Below are 25,812 nucleotides of genomic sequence, written 5' to 3' on the forward strand. Positions count from 1 at the left end.
CATTATATCATTAGTCGAGCAGTAAAACGTTACGTGCGAAGGCCACGACAGATTTTGAGAACTGTCCCTATATCCCCCTTTGAAAGCGCATTGGCTTTTGCTAAGGTAAGGCGTGATATATATTCCCCACTCTGAAAGAGGGAGGCATTACGAAGTCTAAGTGAGCGATCAACAAAACATCATTTTTGGAATTGACCTTGGGACCACCTACTCCTGCATTGCCTATGTGGATGCCAGTGGTAAGGCAAATGTGCTTCCCAACCAGGAACATCAATTAACGACCCCATCCGTGGTTCTCTTCGAAAAAGAGGCGCGTATCGTGGGCGAAGAAGCGAAGAATAGTGCCATTTTGAACCCGGATAACGTGGTTGAAATGGTGAAACGTCACATGGGCGAAGCCGATTGGCAGTTTCACTACGATGGAAAAGACTATTCTCCGGAAGAAATCTCGTCCTATATCCTGCGCAAAATTGTGATTGATACGGAAGAGACGCTCGGCGTGCCGGTCAGAGACGTTGTAATTACCTGCCCTGCCTATTTCGGCATCGCACAGCGTGAAGCAACCGCTCACGCAGGCGAGATCGCAGGCTTACATGTACACGAAGTTATCAGCGAGCCGACTGCTGCTGCTATCTCCTATGGCTTGCAACATAGCAATGATCAAGTTGTACTGGTCTATGACCTCGGTGGAGGAACGTTCGACATTGCGATTATCGCGATCGAGAGTGATGCGACGACCGTCGTGGCCACCGGTGGTGATCATCATCTGGGAGGTCGTGACTGGGATGAAGTCATCGTCACCTACCTGGCTCAGCAGTGGAGAGAGCACACCGGTTCACCGGATGATCCCCTCGAGGCAGCAGACACCTTACAAGATCTGTGGCTAAAATCCGAGAAAGCGAAGCGTGCTCTGACTGTTCGTGGGAAGACACGCGTAGCGGTCTCTCACAATGGGCAAACAGTAAAGGTAGAATTGACACGCGATACATTCGATGAGCTTACAGCTAGTCTGCTTGATCGCACGATGATGTTTACAAAGCTCACCATGAATGCTGCTCGGAAGCGTGGCTATACTCACTTTGATCAGATTGTGCTGGTCGGCGGCTCCACCAGGATGCCACAGGTTACCGAGCGGTTGGATAAAGAATTTCAACTGCCGCTGCGTCTGTTCGAACCCGATGAGGCAGTGGCCAAAGGGGCCGCTCTCTATGGGCAGAGATTATTTCTGCAGCAGAACATTCGCACCCGAGCGGCCGAAATGCAACAGGTAGCGGAAAAAGTCAGCAGCATCAGCAATGATGCCGAGCGAATTATCAAAAACGCGAGAAACTCAGCATCGGCCAACGAGCCAGTAGAGATTCCATCAACCTTCCTCAAAAAGGCCCAGGCTGCCGTGGCTCGCTCGCTCAGCGTTGAAGATGAAGCAATCGGCAAGCTCACCTCATCCGCCATCACGAACGTAGCCAGCCACAGCTTTGGAGTCATAGCCACCATCGATCATGGAACATCCAGGAGTCGAAAAGTCATCTCGAATCTGGTCAGAGTCAACGATCCACTGCCAATCACACAGACAAAGACCTATGGAACCATCGAAGCTGAGCAGGAGACAGTGGTGCTGACGATTATGGAGACGACTGAGGAATCCCGCATTGTTGAGCCAGATAAGTTTTCCGATGACTCCGAGATTGGTACAATCACGTTGACCTTGCCTGCAAATTTGCCAGAAAGCGCGCCGATTGAAGTCACTATCGAGATGAACACGCAGGGCCGCCTGCATGTTACGGGAAGAGAGCCTCATAGCAACACGATCATTGACACCACGTTCGAAACGAAAGGAGCAATGACGCAAGTCGAGTTGCAAGAGGCGAGAATTCGCTCACAACAAATTAAAATTCTATGACGACATCAGCAGCCCGCCCCAACTTTTTCCTGCTCCTCGAGATCAATCCTGACGAGGAGTGGGATGCTGCGGCCTATAAAAAATCATTGCAGGAAAAAAACCGGCAGTGGAACCGCGATAGCGATGGAGTGGCGAAAAAAGCCCTGCTAGCACAGTTGAATCGTGCCCTCCTTCCTCAGATACGTCAGATCATGGAAAACCCCAAATTGCGCTCACAGGAGGCGGCTGAGGCTCGCGAGTTGCTTGCCAGACGTTATCAGGCGGAAAACGAGTATTTTGAGAAGCAGTTGTTGCTGCTTAACCTGAAAGAACATGTAGAACCAGAAGAGATTAACCGCTTCACAAAAGATTTCAAACATATCGCGTCAGCCGAATCGATAAAGAAGCGCATCACCGTCAAAGCTCCCCCCATAGACATGCAATATGACCTGAAGCATCAACCTCTCGATGCCTCCATGATGGCTAACATTACCGATCGTCTGGAAATTCTGCATATGCAGACGCTCTATGATTTTGTGGAATGTACAGCGCAAAGCAAGACAGGTGACATCTTTCATGCGGCCGAAAAGATCTATATCGATGAAGTACGGCTGCCTCCCACGGCAGAGGTTACCGTCCGCGTAGAACTGGCAGGTTTCGTGATGAATCTCTTCAAATCGGAGGAGATGCGAGCCAGATACGACGAAGCACTCCGTCAGACATCACTCCGCCAGTTGCTCAAGGATCTTGAGGATAATGTCAGGCGTTGCAAAATCAAAGAGATCCATCCCAAACAGGTACTCTACTATCTTGAACAAGCGACAAAAGCTGGCTGGCAAGAAGCAGAAGCATTGGCACAATTAAAAAACTATGGTCGAACCCATCAATGGTTTATCACGATGCCGGGTCTGGTACGACACGAGCGAGAGAGCGGCACTGGTACAGACATCGTGCCTGCTGGTGAGCCGCTCAATACCGTTCAATCCTCCGCCGATGTTGAGAATGTACAAGACCTACAATATCATATTTTAAACTCGGCGATCCGCCTCTATTGGAAATGGCCACCCAATTGCCAGGCAGTCTATATTTCATACGGCGATGGGACGGGAGCGATACAGCATAACACCAAAGATGTCACCACGATCTACGTCAGCCAATCCGAATACGATCGATTGGGATACTACGACATCAATGGCACCTGGGATCAACATTACAGCATCCTCATCTCTTCCATTATCGATCGAGATGGCTTGCACGTCGTAGGAAACGGTACCTATATTCACCTGCACTTGCATAAAACCATCCTGACCTATGAGATTCAAACCTCTCAGATCTTGCATCGCAAGCGTGTACTGTACTTGATTGTCAACAACTCTGGGCCAATTCCACCGCTTGTCTTGATCAGTAAAGCACATGGATTACCGCTCAAAAAAAGCGACGGCGATCGTTTTTACGTCGTCGAAGGTCAAACAAATAAAAAAGGCGAGATCCGTATCGACCTTCCCAGCACAGTGCTTCCGACTCAAACGTTTGGCAAGCTTTTCTTAGAAGATGAGCGTCTGTATAACACGATCATCATTCATCACCCAGCCCGCAAACAGTTGAGGTTAAGCTGATATGGCACGTACAATTATCTGTCCATCCTGTTATCACCGCTTCTCGGCAACTCGACTGCTCTTCCGTTGCGTCATGCCAGATTGCAGCGGACAAGTACCAGACGAGATCTATGCAAAGGCTCATAATGCACACGAAACGCCTCAGGGACGTATCCTTTTTCCCGAGCGGCATGGATTACACCTCCACCCTCTACGTACGATAGCATGCGATGCCTGCCATTACGCCAGCCATACACGCATCTGTCCCAGGTGCCATGAGGAACTGCCGTATGAGACAGGACTGATCGATCAGTATAGTATTACGATTATTGGAGCCCAGGAGGCTGAGCGATTGCAATATATCGCGGCGCTGGTCAATCATCTGCAATATGAGACGAGCAAGCACTTCAAGTTTACAATCCGCATCCCCGATGATCGCGTGCAACAGCGCTGGCAGCAAGATTTCTATCAGCCCCTCTTCACACAGAAAAAAACAACACCAGATGCCGTTGAGGTGGTCAAGCTGGACAACGTTCCACTGACATTGCGTTTCATGTTCATACAGGGTCATAAGCGGCGAGCACTGAATATCAGTCTGTTCGATACCAGTGGCGCAGCATCTGAAAGTACAGCGCAACCAGACCGCCAGATCTGTTCCGCCGATGGCATCATTCTCCTGCTTGATCCACTTCAGATTCCTGCCATCCGTCAACAGATCTCAGCCAAGGAACTGCCACAGTTCGATCAAGAGGCGACTCCGAAAAATAACGTCGAGCATCTACGCTACCTCTTTGAAGAGGTCCAGCATCTACCAGGATCTAAGAAAGTGCGCACGCCGACAGCCTTCACGCTCTCAAAAGTCGATAACCTCACAGCACTCCTGGAACCAGACTCGGCACTTCATCATCCATCCGAGCATCACGGACACATCGATCTCAAAGACCTGCAATCAGTCCATACAGAAATTGAAAACTATCTTGCATCATGGATAAGCCCACAGTTTAATCAATTCATTCACGAAAACTTTGCACGCTATACCTATTCTGGCATCTCCGCACCCAGCGAGCCACCTGGCTCCAACAGCAGAGTTTCGGCTGCCAGTACTTTGCGCATTGAAGACCCTTTTCTCTGGATTTTACATCAACTAAAACTCGTCTAAAATATGCACAGGCTCTCGTTGCTGATGAAAGATATGAGTCATGAACAAAGATATACGCAGAAGATTAAATGCTGGCGTCTTGATACTCCTGGAGCTCATAGGCTTTATAATGCTAAAAGGGCGCAAAATTGACATCATCGGCCCGGCAACACAGCTACTCAACTGGATCATTCAAGCACACGACTGGCTGCTGATATTCTCAGGATATCTCGGTCAGCAGGTGTTACACATCCAGCCAAGCACATATGGAAAAATCGCAATTATCCAGAGCATCATCATGACCGGACCGCTCCTGATCACCATTCTGTTCAATATACTCTTTGTCATAGTTCTTTTATTACCTGGCACACCGATCTTATTTATCGGCACTGGCCTGGTTAGCGGCTTGTTTATCGCGATCAGAAATTTGGAGCGGCTGCTTATCATTGGACATAAATATCCGCGGGAACCAATCATAGCACAGGGAAGCATCAAGCCTCCACCAGCGTATAAGAGCTATGCCTTCGATCGTGGATGGCAGATAGAGGCAATGGTGGTAGATCATCTTTACGAGAACCTGCGTCGTTTCAGCTATTCCTGGTTTGATGCCGCCGACACACTGACTGGCTGGACGTGGATGAGAAACTGGCATATCTCTTACTGGCTCTGGCTTATCAAATCGAGCTGTCAGCTGGCGGGGTTTATACAATATGGATTAGCGATCGAGTTTTGTAGCATTTACACCTGTATCTACACAGGTATACTCCTGATCTGGCAAAGCGTGGCGTTAGTCAGCATCACCATCTTCTCATTAACCTATAGCATTACGATGCGCATACGCCACTTTGCTCTACAATGTCCCGCCTGCCATAAAGAGATGTCGATGCCGATCTACATCTGCCCAACGTGCCAGACGGAGCATCCACAACTCAAGCCTGATACCTATGGCATCTTCTCTCATCGCTGTAGCGGATGCGGCACAAAGCTGCCAACATTAAATATGTATGGATTAAATAGCCTTACACGCGTCTGTCCTCACTGTCATCATATCTTGAACAGCAACCTCGGACATGGAACAAACATCCACATAGCCAACATTGGAGACCGGGCGGTCGGAAAAACAACTCACCTCATCAGCGCCATGCAGGAACTTTCCACGACCTACGCCCAACAACACGCAATGAGCATCACCTTCAGCGATCCGCGCCAGAAAAAAAGCTTCAAAATATTGTCGCAACAGCTTCAAAACGGTGACAAGCTCTCACCAACGCAAGAGATCGTACCAGCGGCCTACACACTCCAGATGCGAGCACTCCAGACACGCACGCCCTACATGCTCAATCTTTACGACACCAGCGGAAGCTCATTTGAGAGCACCGTGAATAGCACCAAGCAGCAGTATTATCGTCACATCCAGGCCATTCTTTTTATGATCGATCCGCTGACACTGCCGCGCCTCCCATCACGCCGTCAGAGTGAAAGCGATGCTGACATACAACTCCCGCCACCTGGCGAACTGATCATCATGCAAATTTACGAACACATGCTGCAACAGCTTGAAATCTACAGACGCATCAACAATCGTTGGCGCTCCGCGATTCCCATAGCCATCGTCATCACCAAGGCAGACGCAGACATCTTGCAGAAAGAGATCAGCATTTCAGCGATCCAGAAAGTGCGCACCAACGATGCAGCCATCCATACCGAAGCCGAAGCCATAAGGTATCTGGTACGCACATTCCTCATCGCCCGTGGGCTTGAGCCCTTAATGCGCGACATAGAGGCCCATTTCAAATACGTCGAATATTTCGCCAGTTCAGCGCACGAAGAGATACAGGCCGATCTGAACTCCCCCTTGCATCCCCTACATCCCCTGCTCTGGATATTAACTCATATCGGAAATATTAAAAAGTAGCGTCGCACGCTCGGGTGCGATGTCCCACTCGACGTAAGAGGCAGCAGGATTTCAGCGAACCATGCTGGCCTGCCTGATCGTACGTCGAGTGAGACATCGCGCCCGAGGGCGCGACGCTACTTTACGGGGTGGTACCAAAGATGATAGAGAAACTACAGGTCTCGGGACAGGTATAGGTACTGGTCGCGTCATCATAGGCGTAGCTATAAGCATGCGGGAAGGCTTCCTTAAAAAGCTTCGCGGAATCCATGTCGGCAGGCCAGGTGTCAGGATTGCAGACGCCAGGACCAAACGCTCCCAGGCAGCAATACTGATCAATGGTGGACGCTCCCGCATCTGTGGCGACAGCACAGGCACTCATGCAGATCTTATCGTTACTATTAGCACCGACCTTCTGCAAAGGTGTTGGACAGCTTTGATTTAGATCGGTACAGGCGTGGCTACCACAGTTGCTAGGAGACGGTGACCCATCACTGCCCTCGATCAGCATCGGTAGATTATAGCCATCCACTAGGCTAACATCGTAAAAGATCAATCCACCGTAAACATTCGTGGCAAATTCAGCCAGGGAAGCCGGTTCACCGTTACTACTCCCCAATTGGTCGTTACAATCACCAGCATCGCTACACGATCTTCCCCAGAAGCGCCCTCTCCACACGCCAGCGTTCGGGGTCGAAACCTGGACACTATGACTACTCCCAGGGGCCAATATTCCATCCCAGCCAGCGAAATTCACCGGGCCATCTCCCGTTGAACCCACCCAGACAGGGAACGACATCTTATTGACAAAGGTAAATGTATGCAAGTCTGGGGTAGATGGTCCTCCGGGGGGAGTAGGCACATTCACAACCTGTACACCACATGGGCCTGGATTGGCTGGCGGAGCTACGACTGCACCGGGCACTCTAGGAACGTCTGGCGTCTTGGTGGCGCTGGACGGAGGATAAACCTGCGACCAGTTAGCTGAACCATTAGCAATCCTGACATGATAGAGCAGCGAGCCATTGCTGGCCCAGCCCTCGGTAGGGCTGATGAAACTAAGATTTGATAAGGTTGAGCTAACCACTGAATCTTGACGTGCAGCTGGGACGCTGGCATCAAACTGATTCGTCAGAGATATCCAGTTAGTACCATCAAATTCATAGAGATGCCAATCGCCATATGTCCCATTGGTCTGATCTTGTCCCACGACAAAGACATGCTGGCCATCGGGAGCAGCTAAAGTATGTTGGGCATAAATAAATGGGACGGCAAATGTTGAAGTTGGACTCATATCGCTAACTATATAGTCACCTAAAGGCGACGCAATTTTGATGCGATACAGGTGCACAGAAAAATGCGTTGGATCATCTCCATCAGGATCACCCTGCACCTGAATAGGTAGAATCCCAGTTCCATCCGGAGACATAAACGGCGGCGAACTGGAAACCATTGAATCTGACGACTGCTTCAGAGTTCCGCCAGGAACAGGCAAAAAGCCCATCTGCCTCCAGACGGCTCCTTCACCAATTTGTTGACTCAACCAGACATGTGGTGTACTGGGCTGCGTGGCAGTAGCCAGGCCTACATACTTGGTCGTCCCAATAACTGTACACCCTTGAAAAGGGGTCGGCATGGTAGCAGCGCACTGAGGAAGATTAGAAGAGACATTAGCAGTAGCAGGCACACAGGTAGGAGCGATAGTGACTCCAGACAGCTGACCATCCACCGACACTTGCGAGGCGGCCGCAAGGTTTGTCTGATGAATACTCTTTGACAAAGTTGACTGTACCGAGGAGCTCAGCCCATTTAACGCCACAAATGTTCCACCAGGACCACCGAGAGGCGAAAAAATATTGATGCGCTGCTGCTTCCAATTTATCCCACCATCGACCGTATGATACACATCACCATCGGTCATATTACTGCCTCCGGAGCCGTGCATCAACTCGATCCAGCCTTCATGTACATCAAGAAAATCTGGTTGGCTAATGCCAACCAGATTTTTTATAGTGATTGGCTTAGAGGTCATCCAGGTGAGTCCTCCATCAATCGTCGAACGCACATACACGCTGGTTCCAAGCGGTGGCATCTGGTCTTTATTAATAGTAGGTGTACCACTATTGGTAACCGTCACTTGATTGGCAGCGGTCGAAGCTGCATCAAGATCACCTTGTGAAATATTTGTTTCCGCCACAATCCAAACGTGACTCGGGTCCAGAAAATACGCAGTGGTAATCCCTGAAACAGCGCCAGGAGTATTGGAACTTGAGCCGTTAGTCGCCTCCCAATCGGTCGGTGTGAGATCAGTCCAGGTTGCCCCTCCATTGGAGGTACGTAGAACCGCTTGTGGTGTGATCGCCCAACCATTGTTAGCATCAAACATCTTGAGCATCGAAAAATCAGTTTTGCCGAAGATATTATTTGTCAGTGAGCTATTAGTCGACAGTGGAAGGGGAGGTGTAGGATCACCGCACAGTACACCCATCAGTAGCGGAGTAATTATGATCAACGTCAGAAGAAAAAAAGGTCTCTTCTTCTGACGTCTCGTAAACAAATTTTTTCCCATACCGAAATCCCTTTCGATTATTTTATGAGTCAGCATCCTGATCTTTTTCAGCCAACTTATCGGCATCTGTGGCTTTCGGGCGCATATTATTTTTCATATCTTTAACCTCACGCTTCAGATCCATATCATAGTTAAAGACTTCTGGAAGATCGCCCTCGAAGGGATTGCCATAGACAAAAACCGTATTGGTTTCATCCACATGTATTGGCTTATCGTTGACATCGACAGTTTCAGAGGGATCAGGTTCAGAGAAAAGTTCAAACACAGCCTTATCCATATCAAATGCATCATCCTGCTCACCCTCATTCGGAGAGACAATTTGAATGCCCGTGCCCTTGAGAGAATCCTCATTTCGCCGACTGTCACCGGGTAGCACTTGCACACCCTGGCTTTTCGCTACCAGCGGCGTGTCAGTAGGAACGTTCTGACTTAAAGCCAGAGCCGCCTTTAAGCGACTGACACGCTGCTGCGTTCGCAATGCTCTATAAACGCCAATTTCACGCCAGGCTACTACAATAAGAAGTATCCAGGCAACCAGGATAAGCAGGGACTGTACGACCAGGATGATTAAAGGTACAAAGACAGCCCCACCAAGGATAGTTTGTAAGGCACTCCAGCGAAGCAAAACGCTCCCCAGGAGTCGCCACACAGTTGGTGGTATACCACCCGATACCCAGTAGATCACGATACACACAACAAGAATGGGTAGCCAGCCAACCAGCGCGCGTCGCATCACTGCCGCTGAAAAATCTTTTGATGCAGCATCCGATGATGATTCCATTTTTAGCCTCAGATTCATCTGAAATCGCCCCGCTTATTGCCGTCGGCCTGGCCATTCGTGCTTGCACGTGCCATTTCTCGCTCGTGCTTGACTGCTTGCTGATAATTCAGTTCGATATCTTTCGCCGACTGTTGCAATTGTGTCGTCGAAGCAAGGGTGGTATTCGCCATTTTTGCTTCCAGAGGGGAGGCAAGAACCTCCATCTGTGTCCAACTCTTGGTGGAGAACAGACCTTCACCACGGCGTGCACCGAGTAAAAAGCTCTTCTGCCCGGGACTAAGATGGAATGTATGCACAACCGAATCGATCGTACTAGAATCTTGCTTCATCAAAAATTTCATGGTAGCCATAGCCAGGATCGTCTTGCCTTCATCAGAACCCAGGAAGTCATCGGAATTCTGAGTAGTGCACCACAAGCCACCACCATATTTACGGATACGGCGTGCCATCTCTTCAAGAAATTTCGCCCCTTGCTCAAATTGCATCAACAACCAGGCCTCATCGATCAAAATAATCGTGTTCGGCAACGGGACATTAGATTGACGCGCCTGGCGGATCTTTGTCCAGAGAAATTCAGCAATCAAGAACAAACCAATAGGTTTAAGCGTATCGTTCAGCTCTCGAATATTAAAATCTATAAAGCGATTATCAAGCACCACACGCGTGCGCATCGGGAAAAGGTGGAGATAACGTTCCAGGCGTTCACCCAATCCATAAGTATCCTGGCCCACACCAAAGCGATCGTCACCACGCAGTGCACTCGACAGAATTACATAAAACTCTTGCATATTGGGGGGAACATTCCCATGAGTTGAAGCATCCATATTAATGCCACGATTCTCATAGGTTTTAATCAGACATTTATAAAGGAAAGCCTTCTCCTTCTGCGGCAACATACCATCGTCGGAGAGCAACAGGCTAAGCAGTGTAATTAGATTGAGAAGTTTCTCACGGAAAAAGTTAGCCTCGCCCTTAGCCCCATCCACAGCCTGAGTGGTATTGGTTGCGGCTCCATAGAGCTCAAAGGGATTGATCTGCAACGAATCCGAAGAGAGACGTACATACTGACCTTTAACGGTCTCACACATGTTACTATATTCGGCTTCCGGATCGATCACATAGACATTGCAGGTCGGCAGCAAACGGCTGGTCACTGTTTTGAGGAAGAAACTTTTGCCTGCTCCAGATTTCGCAAAGACCACCATGTTAGCGTTCTCTAGCTGCTGGCTATTAAAAGGATTGAGGATGACCAGACCACCATTAGGATTGGCACCAAACATCACACCTGTATCCATACTAATATCGCTATTAGTAAAGGGATAAAAGGTTGAAGCGGAACCTGTACCAAAAAGTCGACCACGTCCCAGCTGATTATTAGCGTCAGGCAGGCAGCTCATCAGGCCCACATGATGTTGCCAATGAGTTGGCAGAGCACGAAAATCGAGGCCGCGAATCGTACCGGCCAGGCGATCACTACGTTCACCCAATTCGCGACGATCACGGCCACGAACTTGAATGAAGGCCGACATGTTAAACACACGTTCGGTACCACGTGCGATATTCTCACGCAACTTTTCAACGTCGCCCAGAGCGATGGTTGTGGATGGATCTGCGGTACGTCCCTGACGCTCAGAGACCAGCGCCGCACCACGGAATTCTACGGCTTTCTGAGCCAGGCGCGATCCCACCTGTTCTGGGGCGAGGGGAGTGATGTGGATACTAAAATCGATATTGGGCTCGTCAACCTGAATGATACTATCAAACCAGCCGGGGTAAGCACTACGTGGATAGCTGGCCAGCGCAAGGGTGCGCACATATTCGTGATGCGACTCTCCCTCAATACGCACATACGAAGGAAACACCTGGATAGAGCTTGGAGCAATCAGATCAGGGACCTTAATAAAGTCAGGGAGCTTGCTGTTGGCCTCCTGCTTTTTATCCTTTTTAGAGGGTTTCTTCTTTTTCTTCTTTGAGTCGGTAGCAGCGTCCGGGACATCTTCGAGGGACATATTAATGCTAGAAAGATCCATGGGAACAGATTTATCCATGGCAGAGACGGTCGGCCCTCCATGACTACCCTCAAGCGCGTTTTCGGTAAGGGGCCTGAGATAGGCTTCCCAGGGGGTATAGCAGCTTTGATAAAGTTGTATAATCTCTAGCGATGTTAAACGCTTGCCACCCAATCCCATACGCTCTAATTGGCGCAAAAGCTCATCCAGGCGCAATTTCAACTGCATTTGTGCGTTGATCAGAGCCTCAGTTTTATCCTTGGCGACCTGACGATCTGAAGGCACAATCACATAAAACTCGCGTTTCACCAGCGCACGTCTGGAAGCCAGGGCGCGTACGAATTTCGCGTGGTCACGTGTGATAGGTGCCAGGGTACCTCTAACAGCGTCCATGGACTGTAAATATTGGTCCAGGTTATGGGGGCGATTACGAATCAAGATCTGGATAGGATAAGAGATACCATTCAAGAAGCCTTTAAAGCCCTCGATAACCCCTTCCTGTTCCTCTTCTGAGAGCAGGGAAAAGTTGATAGCACCAACCTTGAGGAAACCTCGATAATCTAAATTTTTACGTCCAAAGTCAAGACACGCGACATCACCCTCTACCTGGCGCAATCTGATAAATGCGTTTACTACACTAGGGGTGCCACTTATAAGCATACTAGGAGTTTTTGGTGCAGTTAACATGGAAATATAGCTCCAAATCTAATCAGTAGTCATCACCAAAGTCGTCATCATCGTCAGATTTTTTACTGTTGACCAGCGCATCAGCTTCATCTGACTGGTCGACAAGTACACTTACTTCCTCAGGTATATACAGATAAATTTTGGGGATGATGGCGTAAAAGAGCCACACAAAAGCCCATTCTTCCAACGGTCTTGTGGCAACCTTAAAAAAAGACACAATTCCGGCAACTACGAGTATCACGCCAACCAGAAAACCTTTGGCAATATTACTGGCAAGCACATCACCACCAATGAAGCTTCCCAGACTCACCCAGGTGAGATATCCACATGCCAGTCCTATCGTAATGACTAAAAGTTCGCGACCAGTACGACCAAAGATGATTGATGGTTGCTCATTTAAAAAGGTTGGAAATTCCTCTTTCTTCATATCTACACTCAATATCTACATTCGTTTTCTCACTAATGCGAGAGACAAGACACATTCTGTAGGGAAAAATACGCCAGGAAAGGACCGATGTAAAGTCGATAATTCCTTCTCTATAAAACGTATCAAACGCATCTCTCTTTGCCTGCTAGAGAAGCAGTGCACAATAATGAGGAACCAAATAAACTTTATGGTAGAAGACCATTGAAAGCTGTTGCGGCACCCTGGGCAACCAGCACAATGACCAGACCGATCACGGCGCAGGCAATAGCCTGGTTAGAGATAGCAACTTTTCTTTCATTACCGAAAGCAGTGGCGCGCATCAGTCCCCCGACCATAATACCAAGAACGCAGACCGCGATACCAAGGCCCTTAAGCAGAGTGGTCACACTACCGATCACAGTAGAGAGCTCAGTTTGCAGAGGACCCAGATCAAGGCTCCTAAACAGAATAGACACATTCATAATAATCAAAGAAAGTCCATGCAGAATAAATGCCATTTGCTTGTCACCCTTTCTCCTGTCTCCACATCATGTGAAGACATTTAAATTTATCAACGCTAACGAAAGAACATAGTCCATCCATGTTCAAACCTTCCATACCTGATCCAGGCTGTCTGCGCGACTCCAGGTATAGATGGTAAGGTTTAGGCGGCTTTGGACGACGCCCAAGCCTCACCATCCACACACACAATAACAGATAAAACGTCATAGCCGCAAGAGTACCCATCAAAATGGGCTAGTACAAAGAATTCATTCAACTACTCTTACTCAGAATGGCATTCACATACTTTGTAGTATGTTGATCTTTTTGTTGCTCGTTCAAGCAACTCTGCCAGCCAGACTTGCCACATGAATGAACAACGTTATCGATAACTACCTCGCCAGCATTATAAGCGGCAAGGGCCATTGTATAAGCTTCCAGCTCGTCCTGGGGGACGCGCATATCTTTCGTTTTGAGATAATGCTGATAAAGCAGCGACATCTCATAGGCAGCAGCTGGTATCGCTTCTGCTGGCTTCCTGGGATCAATGCCTGTTCCCTTGGGGAGACTGCCAGGCATGTGCGCACAATTAGGAGAATTGTTGACAAAGTTAATGATACAGCGCGGTATCTGAGCCGCAACGGACGATGACATTTGTGCAATACCTATCCCGCCTGTCGCGCTAATCATCGGTTGCCCTTGACTGTCAGTTGACTGAAATTTGCTCTGGCATAATTGTCGGAGCAGATATTTCGAGGGCACTCCATAATAGACAGCAACCTGGCCTGCCATGACTTCCCATTGTTGTTGCGCCGGGGTGGCTTGGAGCAACAAACATGGAGCGAGATCTTGCTGACGGATAAAACCTTGCAGATTATAGCCAGGCCATGAATCAATCTGACCATTGGTATGCCAGGCCAGTTCCTCAAAAGCACTGGGCGCGTTGGACTGTGCAACAATAATATAACCATCTTGATCAGACGTTGGAGCCTTTAGATCGACCACAATCGCCAGATGGCCAGTATTATTGCCGCTCCAGGCAACAATATCACCCAGTACTGGAGGATTTTTCTGTATCGTATTAGCGGCGATCTCTTGCCAGCCAGCTTTGCCTCGATAGAGATCCCAGAACTTGTCAGCATCACCAATATACGGTAGCTGATTATCGATGGTGGCAAACACACCAGTCACAAATTCAACGCACTGTAAATCACCGCTCTGCGCATTGGGACAAAGCGAGCCGTCAGCCTTATGGCATGAACTCTTCCAATAAGTGATTACCGCCGCCATGGTTGGATCATCTGCGAAGTATTCATCGGCCTGCGCACCATATAAGGCTGTAGCGATCGAGCTCGCTTGTGCTGCTATATATTGATGATAAGAAGAAAATCCTTGCTTGAGCGCGGGTGCAATCCATTTAGGAGTGGTTGCATCCGCTGGCTGTACCCATTGGGTCTTTTGAGCACCCGATGCTTGTCCGCAGGAAGTCAGAAAAAGCAACAAGATACTACCAAGTACGCCTAAAGCAAGTAGGCGTTCCCCCGGAATAACCTTGATTGTGCTACGAACATTCCTGCGGTATATCATCTTATGCTCCTAGAAAAGACAAGCCGAAAAGTGTATTCTCAATATCCATCGCTTAGGATGGAGCGAGAGGTGCTGCCTGTTTCTGTGCCACCTGTGCCACCACTGCACCGCCCTGTTTCACCAGGTCAGCTGCACCAGTCTTAAACAGTGAAGGTACACGCATCATCAGGACCAGAGTAGAATATTTCATCATAATTGCAACAATGCCGGCATTCTGCCCATACTGCCCCAGGACTATCAGTCCCATGCCCATCGCTACAAGGACCACAGATTGCGATGCAATCAAGCTGAGAAAGCCAGACACCCAATCACGGGCAAACTTGACACCCCCCTGACCAGGGAGCGCGGCCGCCACAATCGCTAACGGACTCAGCACCACGTAGAGATCAATCAGGATGAAGCGAATGATCGCCTGTCCTGCAACCACCATTGAGAAACCCGTCAGGATGTACTCGGGAATATAGCCAAGGATCAGGCCAACGGCGATAGAAACCATGACCACAGCGACACCTGCTCCAGCCGGTATCCCCAGAGGATTGATAGCCGAGACAGGCTGTGCAACCAGGATCAGCGCGCCAGCCGCTGTCAGCATCTGGAGCCATTGCTCCCATTGCCCGCTGGGCATCAGCACAGTAGTTATCCCAGGTAGGTTGTTCCCGCCAACGCTATGCAGCACATTCATAAACCCGATATTGAAGGCGCCACCAAGGTTAATCACGAAGTTTGCCACCAGCAAACAGGTTCCAATGCCGATTACCGCCAGTATCAGACGAGGCAACGCTTCTAGCACATCGGAATAGCGTAGAGCCCCCTTGCCTGTCATGAAGCTAAATCCCATTGTCATGATAATTGGGGCAAGAAGCGCCCAGGCAATTGCTTGCATGGCCAGCAACAAGCCTGTAACCGCCGGATTTGAAGTTGTGAGAAGAGGAACAATAGTAAACACCGCTCCGGAATAATTGCCACCATCCCCGCCAGTCAAGAAATCATTATTCGCGTTCGCGCAAGAAGAAGGCAGAGGAACCTTATCCGAATAATGAGCACCTTTTAATTTTTGCAGAGCATCATTACAATCCTTAATCGGATCATAGTCGGCCGCCAGAGAAACGCCACCAAGGCCGGTGCCGCGCATATAAGAAAGATTTTTGGTTTGCTCATCGACAGTCGCAGAGGAAAGAATGTTCGCACTGGCTGGTGAGAACTGTGTCAATCTGGCCTCAGCACTGGATTGCAAAATGGTATCTTTGGTAGTTAGATTTCCCACAGCCTGGTTAGAGGCTGCACTCGCTAAAAGCGAGGTAACAGAAGCCCCCGAGGTCACATGCTGGCTTGCGAGCCATCCAGCACCACTCAGAGATAAAGCAAGCAAACAGGCGCCAACCAAGAAGAGAGCCACGAATAACGATACGCGCATATTAAAAGTTAATTTTGTACGCGTACGATTACGTCTGCTTCTACTTTTTCGCACCAAGAAGTATCTGATCGCTCGCTCCATAGTTATTAGCGCATACTTCAAAATAGTGTGCTCCAGTCTTGCGTCACATTAAAAAAGACCACCCACAATCAGCACATTCACATCAGCAGCAAAAACTTCATAGTTATCTATCTTCAAATAGTAGTATTTTACCTGATTATGCTTCAATAATAGAGCATAGCCACCACGCACGTCTAGAGGAAAATAGGGACAAAATCCTCTAGGATTTCAGGTATAAATACACAAACAGTGATACATTTTCCACACTTCACAGGCACAAAGATAAGCCCAACTGAGTATCCTCCCACGCCCATCGATCAGGATGGCGCAAGGGGAGCCGCTTGTTTCTGTGTCACCTGTGCCACCACCGAACCGCCCTCCTGGATCAGCTGGACCGCGCCAGTCTTGAAGAGTGAAGGTACACGCATCATCAAGATCAAGGTGGAATATTTCATCATGATCGAAACAATGCCGGCATTCTGCCCATACTGCCCCAGGACCACCAGTCCCATACCCATCGCCACAAGGACCACGCATTGCGATGCAATCAGGCTCAGAAAGCCGGTCACCCAATCACGTGCAAACTTGACACCAGCCTGGCCAGGGAGCGCGGCCGCCACAATCGCTAACGGACTCAGCACCACATAGAGATCAATCAGGATGAAGCGAATGATCGCCTGTCCTGCAATCACCATCGAGAAACCTGTTAGGATATAATCTGGGATATAGCCAAGGATCAAACCAATGGCGATGGCAACCATGACCACAGCTGCGATTGCTCCAACTGGTACCTCAAAAATTCCCAATATAGCAAAATTGGCGGCCGAAACAGGGTACGCGACCAAGAGGAGCGCACCTGCCGCCGTCAAAATCTGGAGCCAATGCTCCCAGTGATCGCTAGGCATCAGCACAGACGATACCGGAGGCAGGTTCGGAGCAATGTTATGCAGCACTTGCATAAACCCAACGTTAAAGATGTAACCAAAGCTAATCAGGCCATTTGACAGTAGCAAACAAGTTCCAATGCCGATCACCGCCAACACCAGGCGCGGCAATGTTTCCAACATATCGGAATAGCGTAGGGCACCCTTGCCAGTCATAAAGCCCATTCCCATCGTCATAATAATCGGGACGAGAAGCGCCCAGGCAATCGCTTGCATGGCCAATAACAAGCCTTTGACAGCATCATTTGAGGTCGTGATATTGGACGGAATGTTATACACTGCTCCGTTATAGATGCCTTTATCCCCGCCAGTCAAGAAATCATTAGTAGAGGCAGCACAAGAAGAGGGTATTGGTAACTTATCAGAATCTTGAGCGCCCTTTAAACTTTTTAGCGCTGCCTTACAATCCGCATTCGGATCGTTGCCACTACCAAGATCTGCTCTATTCACATTGGTTATGCCACCCTGACCGGTGTTGTGCATATAGGAAAGGTTCCTGGTTTGCTCATCGACAGTCGCAGAAGAAAGAACATTCCTACTGGCAGCCGGGTACATGGTTAATCTACCCTGAGCACTGTATTGTAATATCGTGCCTTTATCAATGGGACCGTCGGTCGCCGGGGTAAAGGCTTCACTCTTTGATGACGAGGAAGCAGAATTTCCCGAGAGTATATGCTGGCTTGCAATCCAGCTGGCTGTGCTCGGGGAAAGAGAGAACAAACAGGCACCGGCAAAAAAGAGAGCAGCAAAGTACGATATACGCATGCCAAAAGACATTTTTGTATGCCTACGATTACGTCTCCTCTTACCTGTTTTTGCGAAGAAGTACCTGCTCACCCGCTTCACAGTTGTTAGCGTATACTTCAAAATAGTGTGCTCCAGTCTTGCATCACATTAGAAAAGACCATCCACAGCCTGCACATTCACATCAACAGTAAAAATTCTAAGTTATTTATCTTTAAATAGTAGTATTTTAGCCGATTATGCTTCAATAATAGGGTATAGCCACTGCGCACGTCTAGAGGAACATAGGGACAAAATTCCTCAAAAATCCGGATAGGACCTGGCAATGACGGTACGTTTGTCCCCACTTCCGACTAGCCTTTCAATGTCATATAATTTATGGTTGAGAGGAAGTATAAATAAGGGTTTGCAGATCGAACAACCCAAAAGGAGGTTTTGCTATGGGAAGAGGCGGAGGCGGAGGCCGAGGCGGCCGAGGCGGCAGTCAAGAAGGTGTTAGTCGCCAGTCAACATTTGGCGGTACAGAGATGGGCAGATCCGGGCGGGATGCAAGCGATCAACCCGTTCAAAATAAGAAGGACGCTAGTAATGACGATGTTTTCCGCGCATTTGCATTAAGCAAACAACAAGAAACAACCAACTCAACAGACTCGGGAGACTCATCCAGCAGGTCACGATCATCAACTATAAACGAGACTGAGGCAGAATCCAGCAGATCAACGACCAGAGAAACGACCAGAGAGACAACCCCCGAGAGTGAACAGCAAGCACAGTCGAAGGAAAGCAAAGAAAGTAAGAATACAGATAAGGAACATCAGGAAAGAATCAAAGCATTTAAGGAGGAACGGGAAGCTAGAGCTGCGGAAAGAGAAGAAGATAGAGCGTTTCGAGCTAAGAGCGATCAAGAATCCTATGATAGACAAAAGGCAGATTGGGATAAGAGAGAGAAACAACAAAGGCTAGACCAGCTAAGTCAAATGTTTACGGCAATAGGAGGAGGCGCAGTGCAAGGAATGGGTGGGGCAGCAGGAAAGGAAGGTTCTGTATTAGAAAAAGCATCAAGTTCTTAATAATTACAACTCTTAGTAAGCAATTAGGTCATTTGGAGCAGCAGAACATCCACGCTACTCCCATTCCCTAAATATATATTAGAACCTATCCAGTCAGACACAATCATAGATATCCAGCAACGTTGCCGCCTGAGAGGTATGCCACTGGTTCTGCGGCACGCGGGTACAATTGTTATGGACCCAGTCAATCAGTGGATTAATATTGGTACCACCGCCTGCCTCTAATCCCTCGGCCAGGCTGATCTGATATTGCATTAATTGGGGACTCAAATGCGCTTCCTGAAGCGTCTGGGGGAGTACAAAGTAGCGGATCTCTCCATTAGCAATGGATTGTTGCAGTCCTTTCACCGAGAGAATCTGATCTTGCCCTTGATAGCCACCCATCGTCATCACAGGCTTAACCGTATCTATAATCATCGGGGCCGACTGAAACGAGGACATCGTAGCCGCCAGATAGCGCGTCTTCCCCTGATGCTGCATCAGGTAAGCCATCAGTGTCTGATCGGGAGTCAAACCTTGATCCACCTGTAAAACTGATCCTTCCAGGGAGCTAATCGCAACGGCGGGACCGGCATAAGGAAACGTATCATTTCGATGCTCAAGCAAGGGGAGAACCGACCAGACAGTCGGTCCAAGCAACAAGGCACAGAGCGCGATCGCCAACAAGACACTCCTACTGCGTTGCGAGGACCAGCGGAGTAAAACTCCAGCCACGGCTCCCAGCAAGACAAAGGGGATCAACCAGACTTCCCAGTCTTTGAGATAAGAACTCAACAACACTATCTGCACCAGCGCGGTCGCCAGCAGCATCACAGGCAAGAGCCAGCGTCGATGCTGCTTCTCGCGCCAGGTCGTCACGATTCCCATCGCCAGCAACGCACAGATCGGGGGAGCCATCTGCACCGTATAGTGGGGATGAAAAAAGCTGGCTGTGCTGAAAACGACGAATTGAGTCAAAAACCATCCTCCCCAGAGAGCGAGTCCTTGTTGCTGCCGATTCAACGGCCAGAACGAGGGCTTATCCCAACGCACCCCGATCAATCCCAGCACCGCCAGGGGGATCAGCCAGCCAATCTGCGCACCCAGTGGCATGGTGAGCAGGCGCAATAGTCCTGGATCGCCCAGAAAGAAACTGGGACGTGCAAACACCGGGAGCTGATCTTGCAGCTTCAGTGATTGAGCCGTGGGCAACAAAGAGATCTCTTTGAGGTTTCCCAGCAAGCGAGAGCCTCCATTGTACAGCAAAGCTAACTGCAATTCGGAGTTACTGGAGCCGCTCGATCCCACAAACGGACGCTGCGAGGCCGGTACCAGGTCGACGGCGATAATCCAGCAAAACGAGACCAGCAGCGAGACGACCATTGCCAGGGTCAAATGTAACAAGCGTGTCTTTGGCTTGTGAGGAGCGGCGAACCAGTAGAGGAGAAAAAAAGCTGGCAAGATCAGATAAGCATCCAGCGTCTTGATGTTGAAGCCAATGCCAATCAGGATAAAGCTAAGTAGTAACAAGCGTAAGCGGCCTGTCTCCACCGCACGCAGCAGTGCCCAGGCGGACAGAAGCAGCACGAAGACCAATAAACTATCCATCGTCAAATTGCGATTCGTCACAATACCGATCGGCGTCACCGCCAATGAGGCGGCCGCCAGCAAGCCAGCCAGCGGTCCAAAGGTTCGTCGCACCAGATAGGCCAGTAACGGCACTGAAAGCACGCCAGAGAGCACCTGTGGCAACATCACGCTCCAGGGACTCAACCCAAAGAGCTTCGCACTCCCCACCTGAAGCCAGAAGGAAAGCGGAGGCTTATCCACACTCACAAAGCCCCCAGGATCAAACGCAACGAAAAAGAAGTTATGCCAGTTCAGCAGCATACTCTGAATGCCAGCCGCGTAGTAGAGATTGCCATATCCATCTTGTCCCAGACGATAAAAGTTCAGCACGAGCGAGATCAGGAGCACACCACCCATTCCCAGGAGATACCAGCGGGGAAAGCGCTGCCTCCAGTGCTCTGCCGCCTGTGGAGAGGATGTTCCTTCTTGATCAGTTATCTCGAGAGGTGATGTTTGATCCATAAGTCCTTTATACTGTCCATTAAATAGCATCGGGTGATTCGCTAGCCAGTATAAGAAAAATGGCTCGTCAGTGACAAGGGGAAAATAGGGACAAGCTTGCGTACCAGACATGTCCTCATACTCCAACAGAGACGGATCAGATCAAATACAGTCATACACATCCAGCAGGGTTGCCGCTTGAGAGGTATGCCATTGACTCTGTGGCACTTGCACACAATGCGTACGGACCCAGCTCATCAGAGGATCAATATTGGTATCACCGGCGGCCTCTAGTCCCTCGGTCACGCTGATTTGATACTGCAAAAGTTCAGGACTCAAATGGGCTTCCTGAAGCGTCTGGGGTAGCACAAAGTAATGGACATGACCACTGGCAATAGCTTGTTGCAGTCCTCTTACTGTAAGAATCTGATCTTGCCCCTGATAGCCACCCATCGTCATCACCGGCTGAACCGTGTCCACAATCATCGGGGCCGACTGAAACGAGGAGGTCGTGGCCGCCAGATAGCGCGTTTTCCCCTGATGCTGTATCAGGTAACTCATCAGTGTCTGATCAGGAATCACTCCCTGATCTACTTGTAGCACGGCCCCTTCCAGGGGGGTAATTGCAACGGTCGGACCGGCATAAGGAAAGGTATCATTCCGATGCTCAAGCAAGGGAAAAACCGACCAGACAGTTGGTCCCAGCAACAGGGCACAGAGCGCCATCGTCAACAAAACGCTCCTACTGCGCGAGGAGGACCAGCGGAGCAGCAGTACTCCAGCTACTGCTCCCAGCAAGACAAAGGGGATCAACCAGACTTCCCAGTCGTTGAGATAGGCACTCAACACCCCAATCTGCACCAGTGCAGTCGCCAGCAGCAGCATGGGCAAAAGCCAGCGCCGACGCTGCGTTTCGCGCCAGGTTGTCACGATCCCCATCGCCAGCAAGGCACAGATCGGAGGAGCCATCTGCACCGTATAGTGCGGATGAAAAAAGCTGGCTGAGCTAAAAAAGATATATTGGGTCAGGAACCATCCCCCCCAGAGGGCGAGTCCTTGTTGTTGCCGATTCAGCGGCCAGAACGAGGGTTTATCCCAGCGCACCCCGATCAATCCCAACACAGCCAACGGAATAAGCCAGCCAATCTGCGCACCCAAAGGCATCGTGAGCAGACGCAACGGTCCTGGATCGCCCAGAAAGAAACCAGGACTTAGAAAAGCTGGCAACTGATTCTCCACCTTCAGTGATTGAGCCGTGGGCAGCAAAGAGATCTCTTTGAGATTTCCCAGCAGGCGGCCGGCTCCATTGTACAGCAGAGCTAACCGCAATTCGGAGTTACTGGAGCCGCTTGATCCCACAAACGGACGCTGCGAGGCCGGTACAAGATCAACGGCGATAATCCAACAAAACGAGACCAGCAGCGAGACAACCAGCGCCAGACTCAGATGCAGCAGGCGCGTCTTTGGCTTATATGGAGCAGCGAACCAGTAGAGGAGAAAAAAAGCTGGCAAGATCAGATAGGCATCCAACGTTTTGATGTTGAAGCCAATGCCAATCAGCACAAAGCTGAGCAGTAATAAGCGCAGGCGACCTGTCTCCACCGCACGCAGCAGTGCCCAGGCGGAGAGAAGCAGCACGAAGACCAACAAGCTATCCATCGTCAAATTGCGGTTCGTCACGATACTGATCGGCGTCACCGCCAATGAGGCGGCCGCCAGCAGGCCGGCCAGCGGTCCAAACGTTCGTCGCACCAGATAGGCCAGCAAAGGCACTGAAAGCACACCAGCGAGCGCCTGTGGCAGCATCTCGCTCCAGGGACTCAGCCCAAAGAGCCTGACACTTCCTACCTGAAGCCAGAAGGAAAGGGGAGGCTTATCCACACTCACAAAGCCTGCTGGATCAAAGGAGGCAAAGAAGAAGTTATGCCAGTTCAGCAGCATACTCTGGATAGTTGCTGCATAATAGAAATTCCCATATCCATCTTGTCCCAGACGATAAAAGTTCAGCACGAGCGAGATCAGGAGCACACCACCCATTCCCAGAAGATACCAGCGAGGAAGGCGCTGCCTCCAGCTACCTGATGCCTGCGTAGAGGTCGTCTCTGTTTGATCTTTTATCGCGAGAGGTGATGTCTGATCCATAAGTCCTTTATGCTGTCCACTAAGTAGCGTCGGACGCAAGCATCCGACGCTGAATATCGTGCCAATCAGTATAAGAAAAATGGTTTGCCAGGGACAAGGGGAAAATAGGGACAAGCTTGCGCACTAGACCTATCCTCCTGCTCCAACAGAGACGGATCAGATCAAGCACATTCATACACATCAAGCATCGTTACCACTTGAGAGGTATGCCACTGGCTCTGTGGCACCCGAGTGCAGTGGCTATGGACCCAGTTGATCAGCGGATTAATATTATTAACACCAGCAGCCTCTGATATCTCGGCCAGGGTGATTTGATACTGCCTCACTTCAGGATTCAAATTGGCTTCTTGAATCATCTGGGGCAAAACAAAGTAATGGACATTACCGCTCACAATGAATTGTTGCAGTTCTTTCTCTGTAAGAATTGGATCATTCCCCCCATAACCACCCATCGTCATCACAGGCTGAGACGTGGCTATAATTATTGGGGCCGACTGATACGATGACATCGTGGCCGCCAGATAGCGCGTTTTCCCCTGATGCTGTATCAGGTAACTCATCAAAGTCTGATCGGGAAGCATTTCTTGATCCACCTGTAAAGCAGATACTTCCAGAGGGCTAATCTTGGCTGTCGGACCGGCATAGGGAAAGGTATCATTTCGATGCTCAAGCAAGGGGAGAACCGACCAGACGGTTGGCCCCAGCAACAGAGCGCAGAGCGCCATCGTCAACAAAACGCTCCTACTGCGCGAGGAGGACCAGCGGAGCAGCAGTACTCCAGCCACTGCTCCCACCAAGACAAAGGGGATCAACCAGACTTCCCAGTCGTTGAGATACGAGCTCAATAACACAATCTGCACCAGTGCGGTCGCCAGCAGCAGCACGGGCAAAAGCCAGCGTCGACGCTGCGTTTCGCGCCGGGTCGTCACGATTCCCATCGCCAGCAAGGCACAAATGGGGGGGGACATCTGCACCATATAATGGTAATGAAAAAAGCTGGCTGAGCTAAAAAAGATATATTGGGTCAGAAACCATACTCCCCAGAGGGCGAGTCCTTGCTGTTGCCGATTCAGCGGCCAGAACGAAGGTTTATCCCAGCGCACCCCAATCAGCCCCAGCACCGCCAATGGAATGAGCCAGCCAATCTGCGCACCCAGCGGCATACTGAACAGACGGAGCAGTCCTGGATCTCCCAGAAAAAAACTGGAGCGTGCAAAAACAGGTAACTGGTCTTGCAGCTTTAAGGCTTGAGCTGTGGACGTCGAAGCCATCTTTTCAAGGCTTCCAAACAGGCGGCCGGCCCCATTGTACACCAGTGCTAACTGCAATTCCGAGTTGCTGGAACCGCTCGATCCTACAAACGGACGCTGCGAGGCCGGTACCAGGTCGACGGCCATAATCCAGCAACATGAGACTAGCAGCAAGACGACCAGCGCCAGCACCAGATGCAGCAAGCGCGCCTTTGGCTTGTGGGGAGCCGCAAACCAGTAGAGGAGAAAAAAAGCGGGCAAGATCAGATAGGCATCCAGTGTTTTAATGTTGAAGGCAATGCCAAGCACGATAAAGCTGAGCAGTAATAAGCGCAAGCGACCTGTCTCCACTGCCCGCAACAGTGCCCAGGCGGACAGAAGCATCACAAAGACCAATAAGCTATCCATCGTCAAATTGCGGTTCGTCACGATACTGATCGGCGTCACCGCCAATGAGGCGGCCGCCAGCAGGCCGGCCAGTGGTCCAAATGTCCGTCGCACCAGATAGGCCAGCAAGGGCACTGAAAGCACGCCAGCGAGTGCCTGTGGCAGCATCTCGCTCCAGGGACTCAGCCCAAAGAGCCTGACACTTCCCACCTGAAGCCAGAAGGAAATGGGAGGCTTATCCACGCTCACAAAGCCTGCTGGATCAAAGGAGGCAAAGAAGAAGTTATGCCAGTTCAGCAGCATACTCTGGATAGTTGCTGCATAATAGAAATTCCCATATCCATCTTGTCCCAGGCGATAAAAGTTCAGCACGAGCGAGATCAGGAGCACACCACCCATTCCCAGAAGATACCAGCGAGGAAGGCGCTGCCTCCAGCTACCTGATGCCTGCGAAGAAGACGTCTCTTCTCCGTCTTTTATCTCCTTATATAATATCTGATTCATAATTCCTTCATAATATCTACTTGATTACAGTATCTACTCAATTATAATATCTACTCAATTATAATATCTACCCAACATCATTAGGCGATTCGCTAGCCAGTACCGTATTCGCTAGCCAATCTAGTATAGGAAGAATGATTTGCCAGTGAAAAGGGGAAAAGGGGGACAAGCTTATGTCTTATATGCATCTTCCTTAAGTCTC

The 25,812-nt window shown here is 49.8% G+C and carries 16 protein-coding genes; 5 read left to right on the top strand and 11 right to left on the bottom strand.

The window, feature by feature from the left end:
• Positions 1 to 160 precede the first annotated feature (160 nt).
• Genes AC27N8_RS08995 through AC27N8_RS09010 form a run of 4 tightly spaced genes read left to right on the top strand, consistent with a single transcriptional unit; the run spans position 161 to position 6,527 of the window.
• Positions 161 to 1,900, top strand: coding sequence for an Hsp70 family protein (locus tag AC27N8_RS08995; RefSeq protein ID WP_487066121.1), 1,740 nt, complete (start codon positions 161 to 163; stop codon positions 1,898 to 1,900).
• Positions 1,897 to 3,495 (top strand): hypothetical protein, encoded by a 1,599-nt coding sequence (locus tag AC27N8_RS09000; RefSeq protein ID WP_487066123.1) that lies wholly within the window; start codon positions 1,897 to 1,899, stop codon positions 3,493 to 3,495. Before AC27N8_RS08995 ends, AC27N8_RS09000 begins: the two co-directional genes overlap by 4 nt.
• Position 3,496: 1 nt before the next feature.
• Positions 3,497 to 4,633: a hypothetical protein gene (locus AC27N8_RS09005; protein WP_487066125.1), complete on the top strand. Its 1,137-nt coding sequence runs from the start codon at positions 3,497 to 3,499 to the stop codon at positions 4,631 to 4,633.
• A 40-nt stretch (positions 4,634 to 4,673) separates the two neighbouring features.
• On the top strand, positions 4,674 to 6,527 hold the full coding sequence (locus AC27N8_RS09010) for a TRAFAC clade GTPase domain-containing protein (protein ID WP_487066127.1): 1,854 nt from the start codon (positions 4,674 to 4,676) through the stop codon (positions 6,525 to 6,527).
• Between the two features lie 121 nt (positions 6,528 to 6,648).
• On the opposite strand, the gene AC27N8_RS09015 is transcribed toward AC27N8_RS09010, so the two are convergent.
• From AC27N8_RS09015 to AC27N8_RS09050, 8 genes are all read right to left on the bottom strand, one after another.
• Positions 6,649 to 9,075, bottom strand: a complete 2,427-nt coding sequence (locus AC27N8_RS09015; protein WP_487066129.1) for a thaumatin family protein — start codon at positions 9,073 to 9,075, stop codon at positions 6,649 to 6,651.
• 22 nt (positions 9,076 to 9,097) lie between these two features.
• Entirely contained in the window at positions 9,098 to 9,856 is a 759-nt protein-coding gene (locus AC27N8_RS09020) for a hypothetical protein (RefSeq protein ID WP_487066131.1), read from the bottom strand.
• Positions 9,857 to 9,870: 14 nt separating this feature from the next.
• On the bottom strand, positions 9,871 to 12,552 hold the full coding sequence (locus AC27N8_RS09025; RefSeq protein WP_487066133.1) for a VirB4 family type IV secretion system protein: 2,682 nt from the start codon (positions 12,550 to 12,552) through the stop codon (positions 9,871 to 9,873).
• Positions 12,553 to 12,574: 22 nt separating this feature from the next.
• Entirely contained in the window at positions 12,575 to 12,979 is a 405-nt protein-coding gene (locus tag AC27N8_RS09030) for a hypothetical protein (RefSeq protein ID WP_487066135.1), read from the bottom strand.
• 185 nt (positions 12,980 to 13,164) lie between these two features.
• Positions 13,165 to 13,476, bottom strand: a complete 312-nt coding sequence (locus tag AC27N8_RS09035; RefSeq protein ID WP_487066137.1) for a hypothetical protein — start codon at positions 13,474 to 13,476, stop codon at positions 13,165 to 13,167.
• A gap of 256 nt (positions 13,477 to 13,732) precedes the next feature.
• Entirely contained in the window at positions 13,733 to 15,046 is a 1,314-nt protein-coding gene (locus AC27N8_RS09040) for a CHAP domain-containing protein (protein WP_487066139.1), read from the bottom strand.
• Positions 15,047 to 15,098: 52 nt separating this feature from the next.
• Entirely contained in the window at positions 15,099 to 16,415 is a 1,317-nt protein-coding gene (locus AC27N8_RS09045; RefSeq protein WP_487066141.1) for a hypothetical protein, read from the bottom strand.
• A gap of 422 nt (positions 16,416 to 16,837) precedes the next feature.
• Positions 16,838 to 18,229 carry a hypothetical protein gene (locus AC27N8_RS09050; RefSeq protein WP_487066143.1) on the bottom strand — a complete coding sequence of 464 codons (1,392 nt, stop codon included), beginning with the start codon at positions 18,227 to 18,229 and terminating at the stop codon, positions 16,838 to 16,840.
• A 419-nt stretch (positions 18,230 to 18,648) separates the two neighbouring features.
• Between AC27N8_RS09050 and AC27N8_RS09055 the strand changes: the two genes are divergently transcribed.
• Positions 18,649 to 19,278: a hypothetical protein gene (locus tag AC27N8_RS09055; protein WP_487066145.1), complete on the top strand. Its 630-nt coding sequence runs from the start codon at positions 18,649 to 18,651 to the stop codon at positions 19,276 to 19,278.
• A gap of 93 nt (positions 19,279 to 19,371) precedes the next feature.
• Here the strand turns inward: AC27N8_RS09055 and AC27N8_RS09060 are convergent, their stop codons facing one another.
• The 3 genes from AC27N8_RS09060 to AC27N8_RS09070 form a co-directional block, all read right to left on the bottom strand.
• On the bottom strand, positions 19,372 to 21,348 hold the full coding sequence (locus AC27N8_RS09060) for an ArnT family glycosyltransferase (RefSeq protein WP_487066147.1): 1,977 nt from the start codon (positions 21,346 to 21,348) through the stop codon (positions 19,372 to 19,374).
• 141 nt (positions 21,349 to 21,489) lie between these two features.
• Positions 21,490 to 23,469, bottom strand: a complete 1,980-nt coding sequence (locus AC27N8_RS09065) for a glycosyltransferase family 39 protein (RefSeq protein ID WP_487066149.1) — start codon at positions 23,467 to 23,469, stop codon at positions 21,490 to 21,492.
• Between the two features lie 161 nt (positions 23,470 to 23,630).
• Entirely contained in the window at positions 23,631 to 25,610 is a 1,980-nt protein-coding gene (locus tag AC27N8_RS09070; RefSeq protein ID WP_487066151.1) for an ArnT family glycosyltransferase, read from the bottom strand.
• Positions 25,611 to 25,812 lie beyond the last annotated feature (202 nt).

It is taken from the genome of Dictyobacter sp. Z7_2 (assembly GCF_057551105.1).

Coding starts and splice junctions, on each gene's coding strand:
- AC27N8_RS09025 (WP_487066133.1), bottom strand. CDS start 12,552: ATGTTAACTGCACCAAAAACTCCTAGTATGCTTATAAGTGGCACCCCT.
- AC27N8_RS09015 (WP_487066129.1), bottom strand. CDS start 9,075: ATGGGAAAAAATTTGTTTACGAGACGTCAGAAGAAGAGACCTTTTTTT.
- AC27N8_RS09065 (WP_487066149.1), bottom strand. CDS start 23,469: ATGGATCAGACATCACCTCTCGCGATAAAAGATCAAACAGAGACGACC.
- AC27N8_RS09035 (WP_487066137.1), bottom strand. CDS start 13,476: ATGGCATTTATTCTGCATGGACTTTCTTTGATTATTATGAATGTGTCT.
- AC27N8_RS09000 (WP_487066123.1), top strand. CDS start 1,897: ATGACGACATCAGCAGCCCGCCCCAACTTTTTCCTGCTCCTCGAGATC.
- AC27N8_RS09030 (WP_487066135.1), bottom strand. CDS start 12,979: ATGAAGAAAGAGGAATTTCCAACCTTTTTAAATGAGCAACCATCAATC.
- AC27N8_RS09050 (WP_487066143.1), bottom strand. CDS start 18,229: ATGCGTATATCGTACTTTGCTGCTCTCTTTTTTGCCGGTGCCTGTTTG.
- AC27N8_RS09055 (WP_487066145.1), top strand. CDS start 18,649: ATGGGAAGAGGCGGAGGCGGAGGCCGAGGCGGCCGAGGCGGCAGTCAA.
- AC27N8_RS09060 (WP_487066147.1), bottom strand. CDS start 21,348: ATGGATCAAACATCACCTCTCGAGATAACTGATCAAGAAGGAACATCC.
- AC27N8_RS09010 (WP_487066127.1), top strand. CDS start 4,674: ATGAACAAAGATATACGCAGAAGATTAAATGCTGGCGTCTTGATACTC.
- AC27N8_RS09005 (WP_487066125.1), top strand. CDS start 3,497: ATGGCACGTACAATTATCTGTCCATCCTGTTATCACCGCTTCTCGGCA.
- AC27N8_RS09070 (WP_487066151.1), bottom strand. CDS start 25,610: ATGAATCAGATATTATATAAGGAGATAAAAGACGGAGAAGAGACGTCT.
- AC27N8_RS09020 (WP_487066131.1), bottom strand. CDS start 9,856: ATGGAATCATCATCGGATGCTGCATCAAAAGATTTTTCAGCGGCAGTG.
- AC27N8_RS09040 (WP_487066139.1), bottom strand. CDS start 15,046: ATGATATACCGCAGGAATGTTCGTAGCACAATCAAGGTTATTCCGGGG.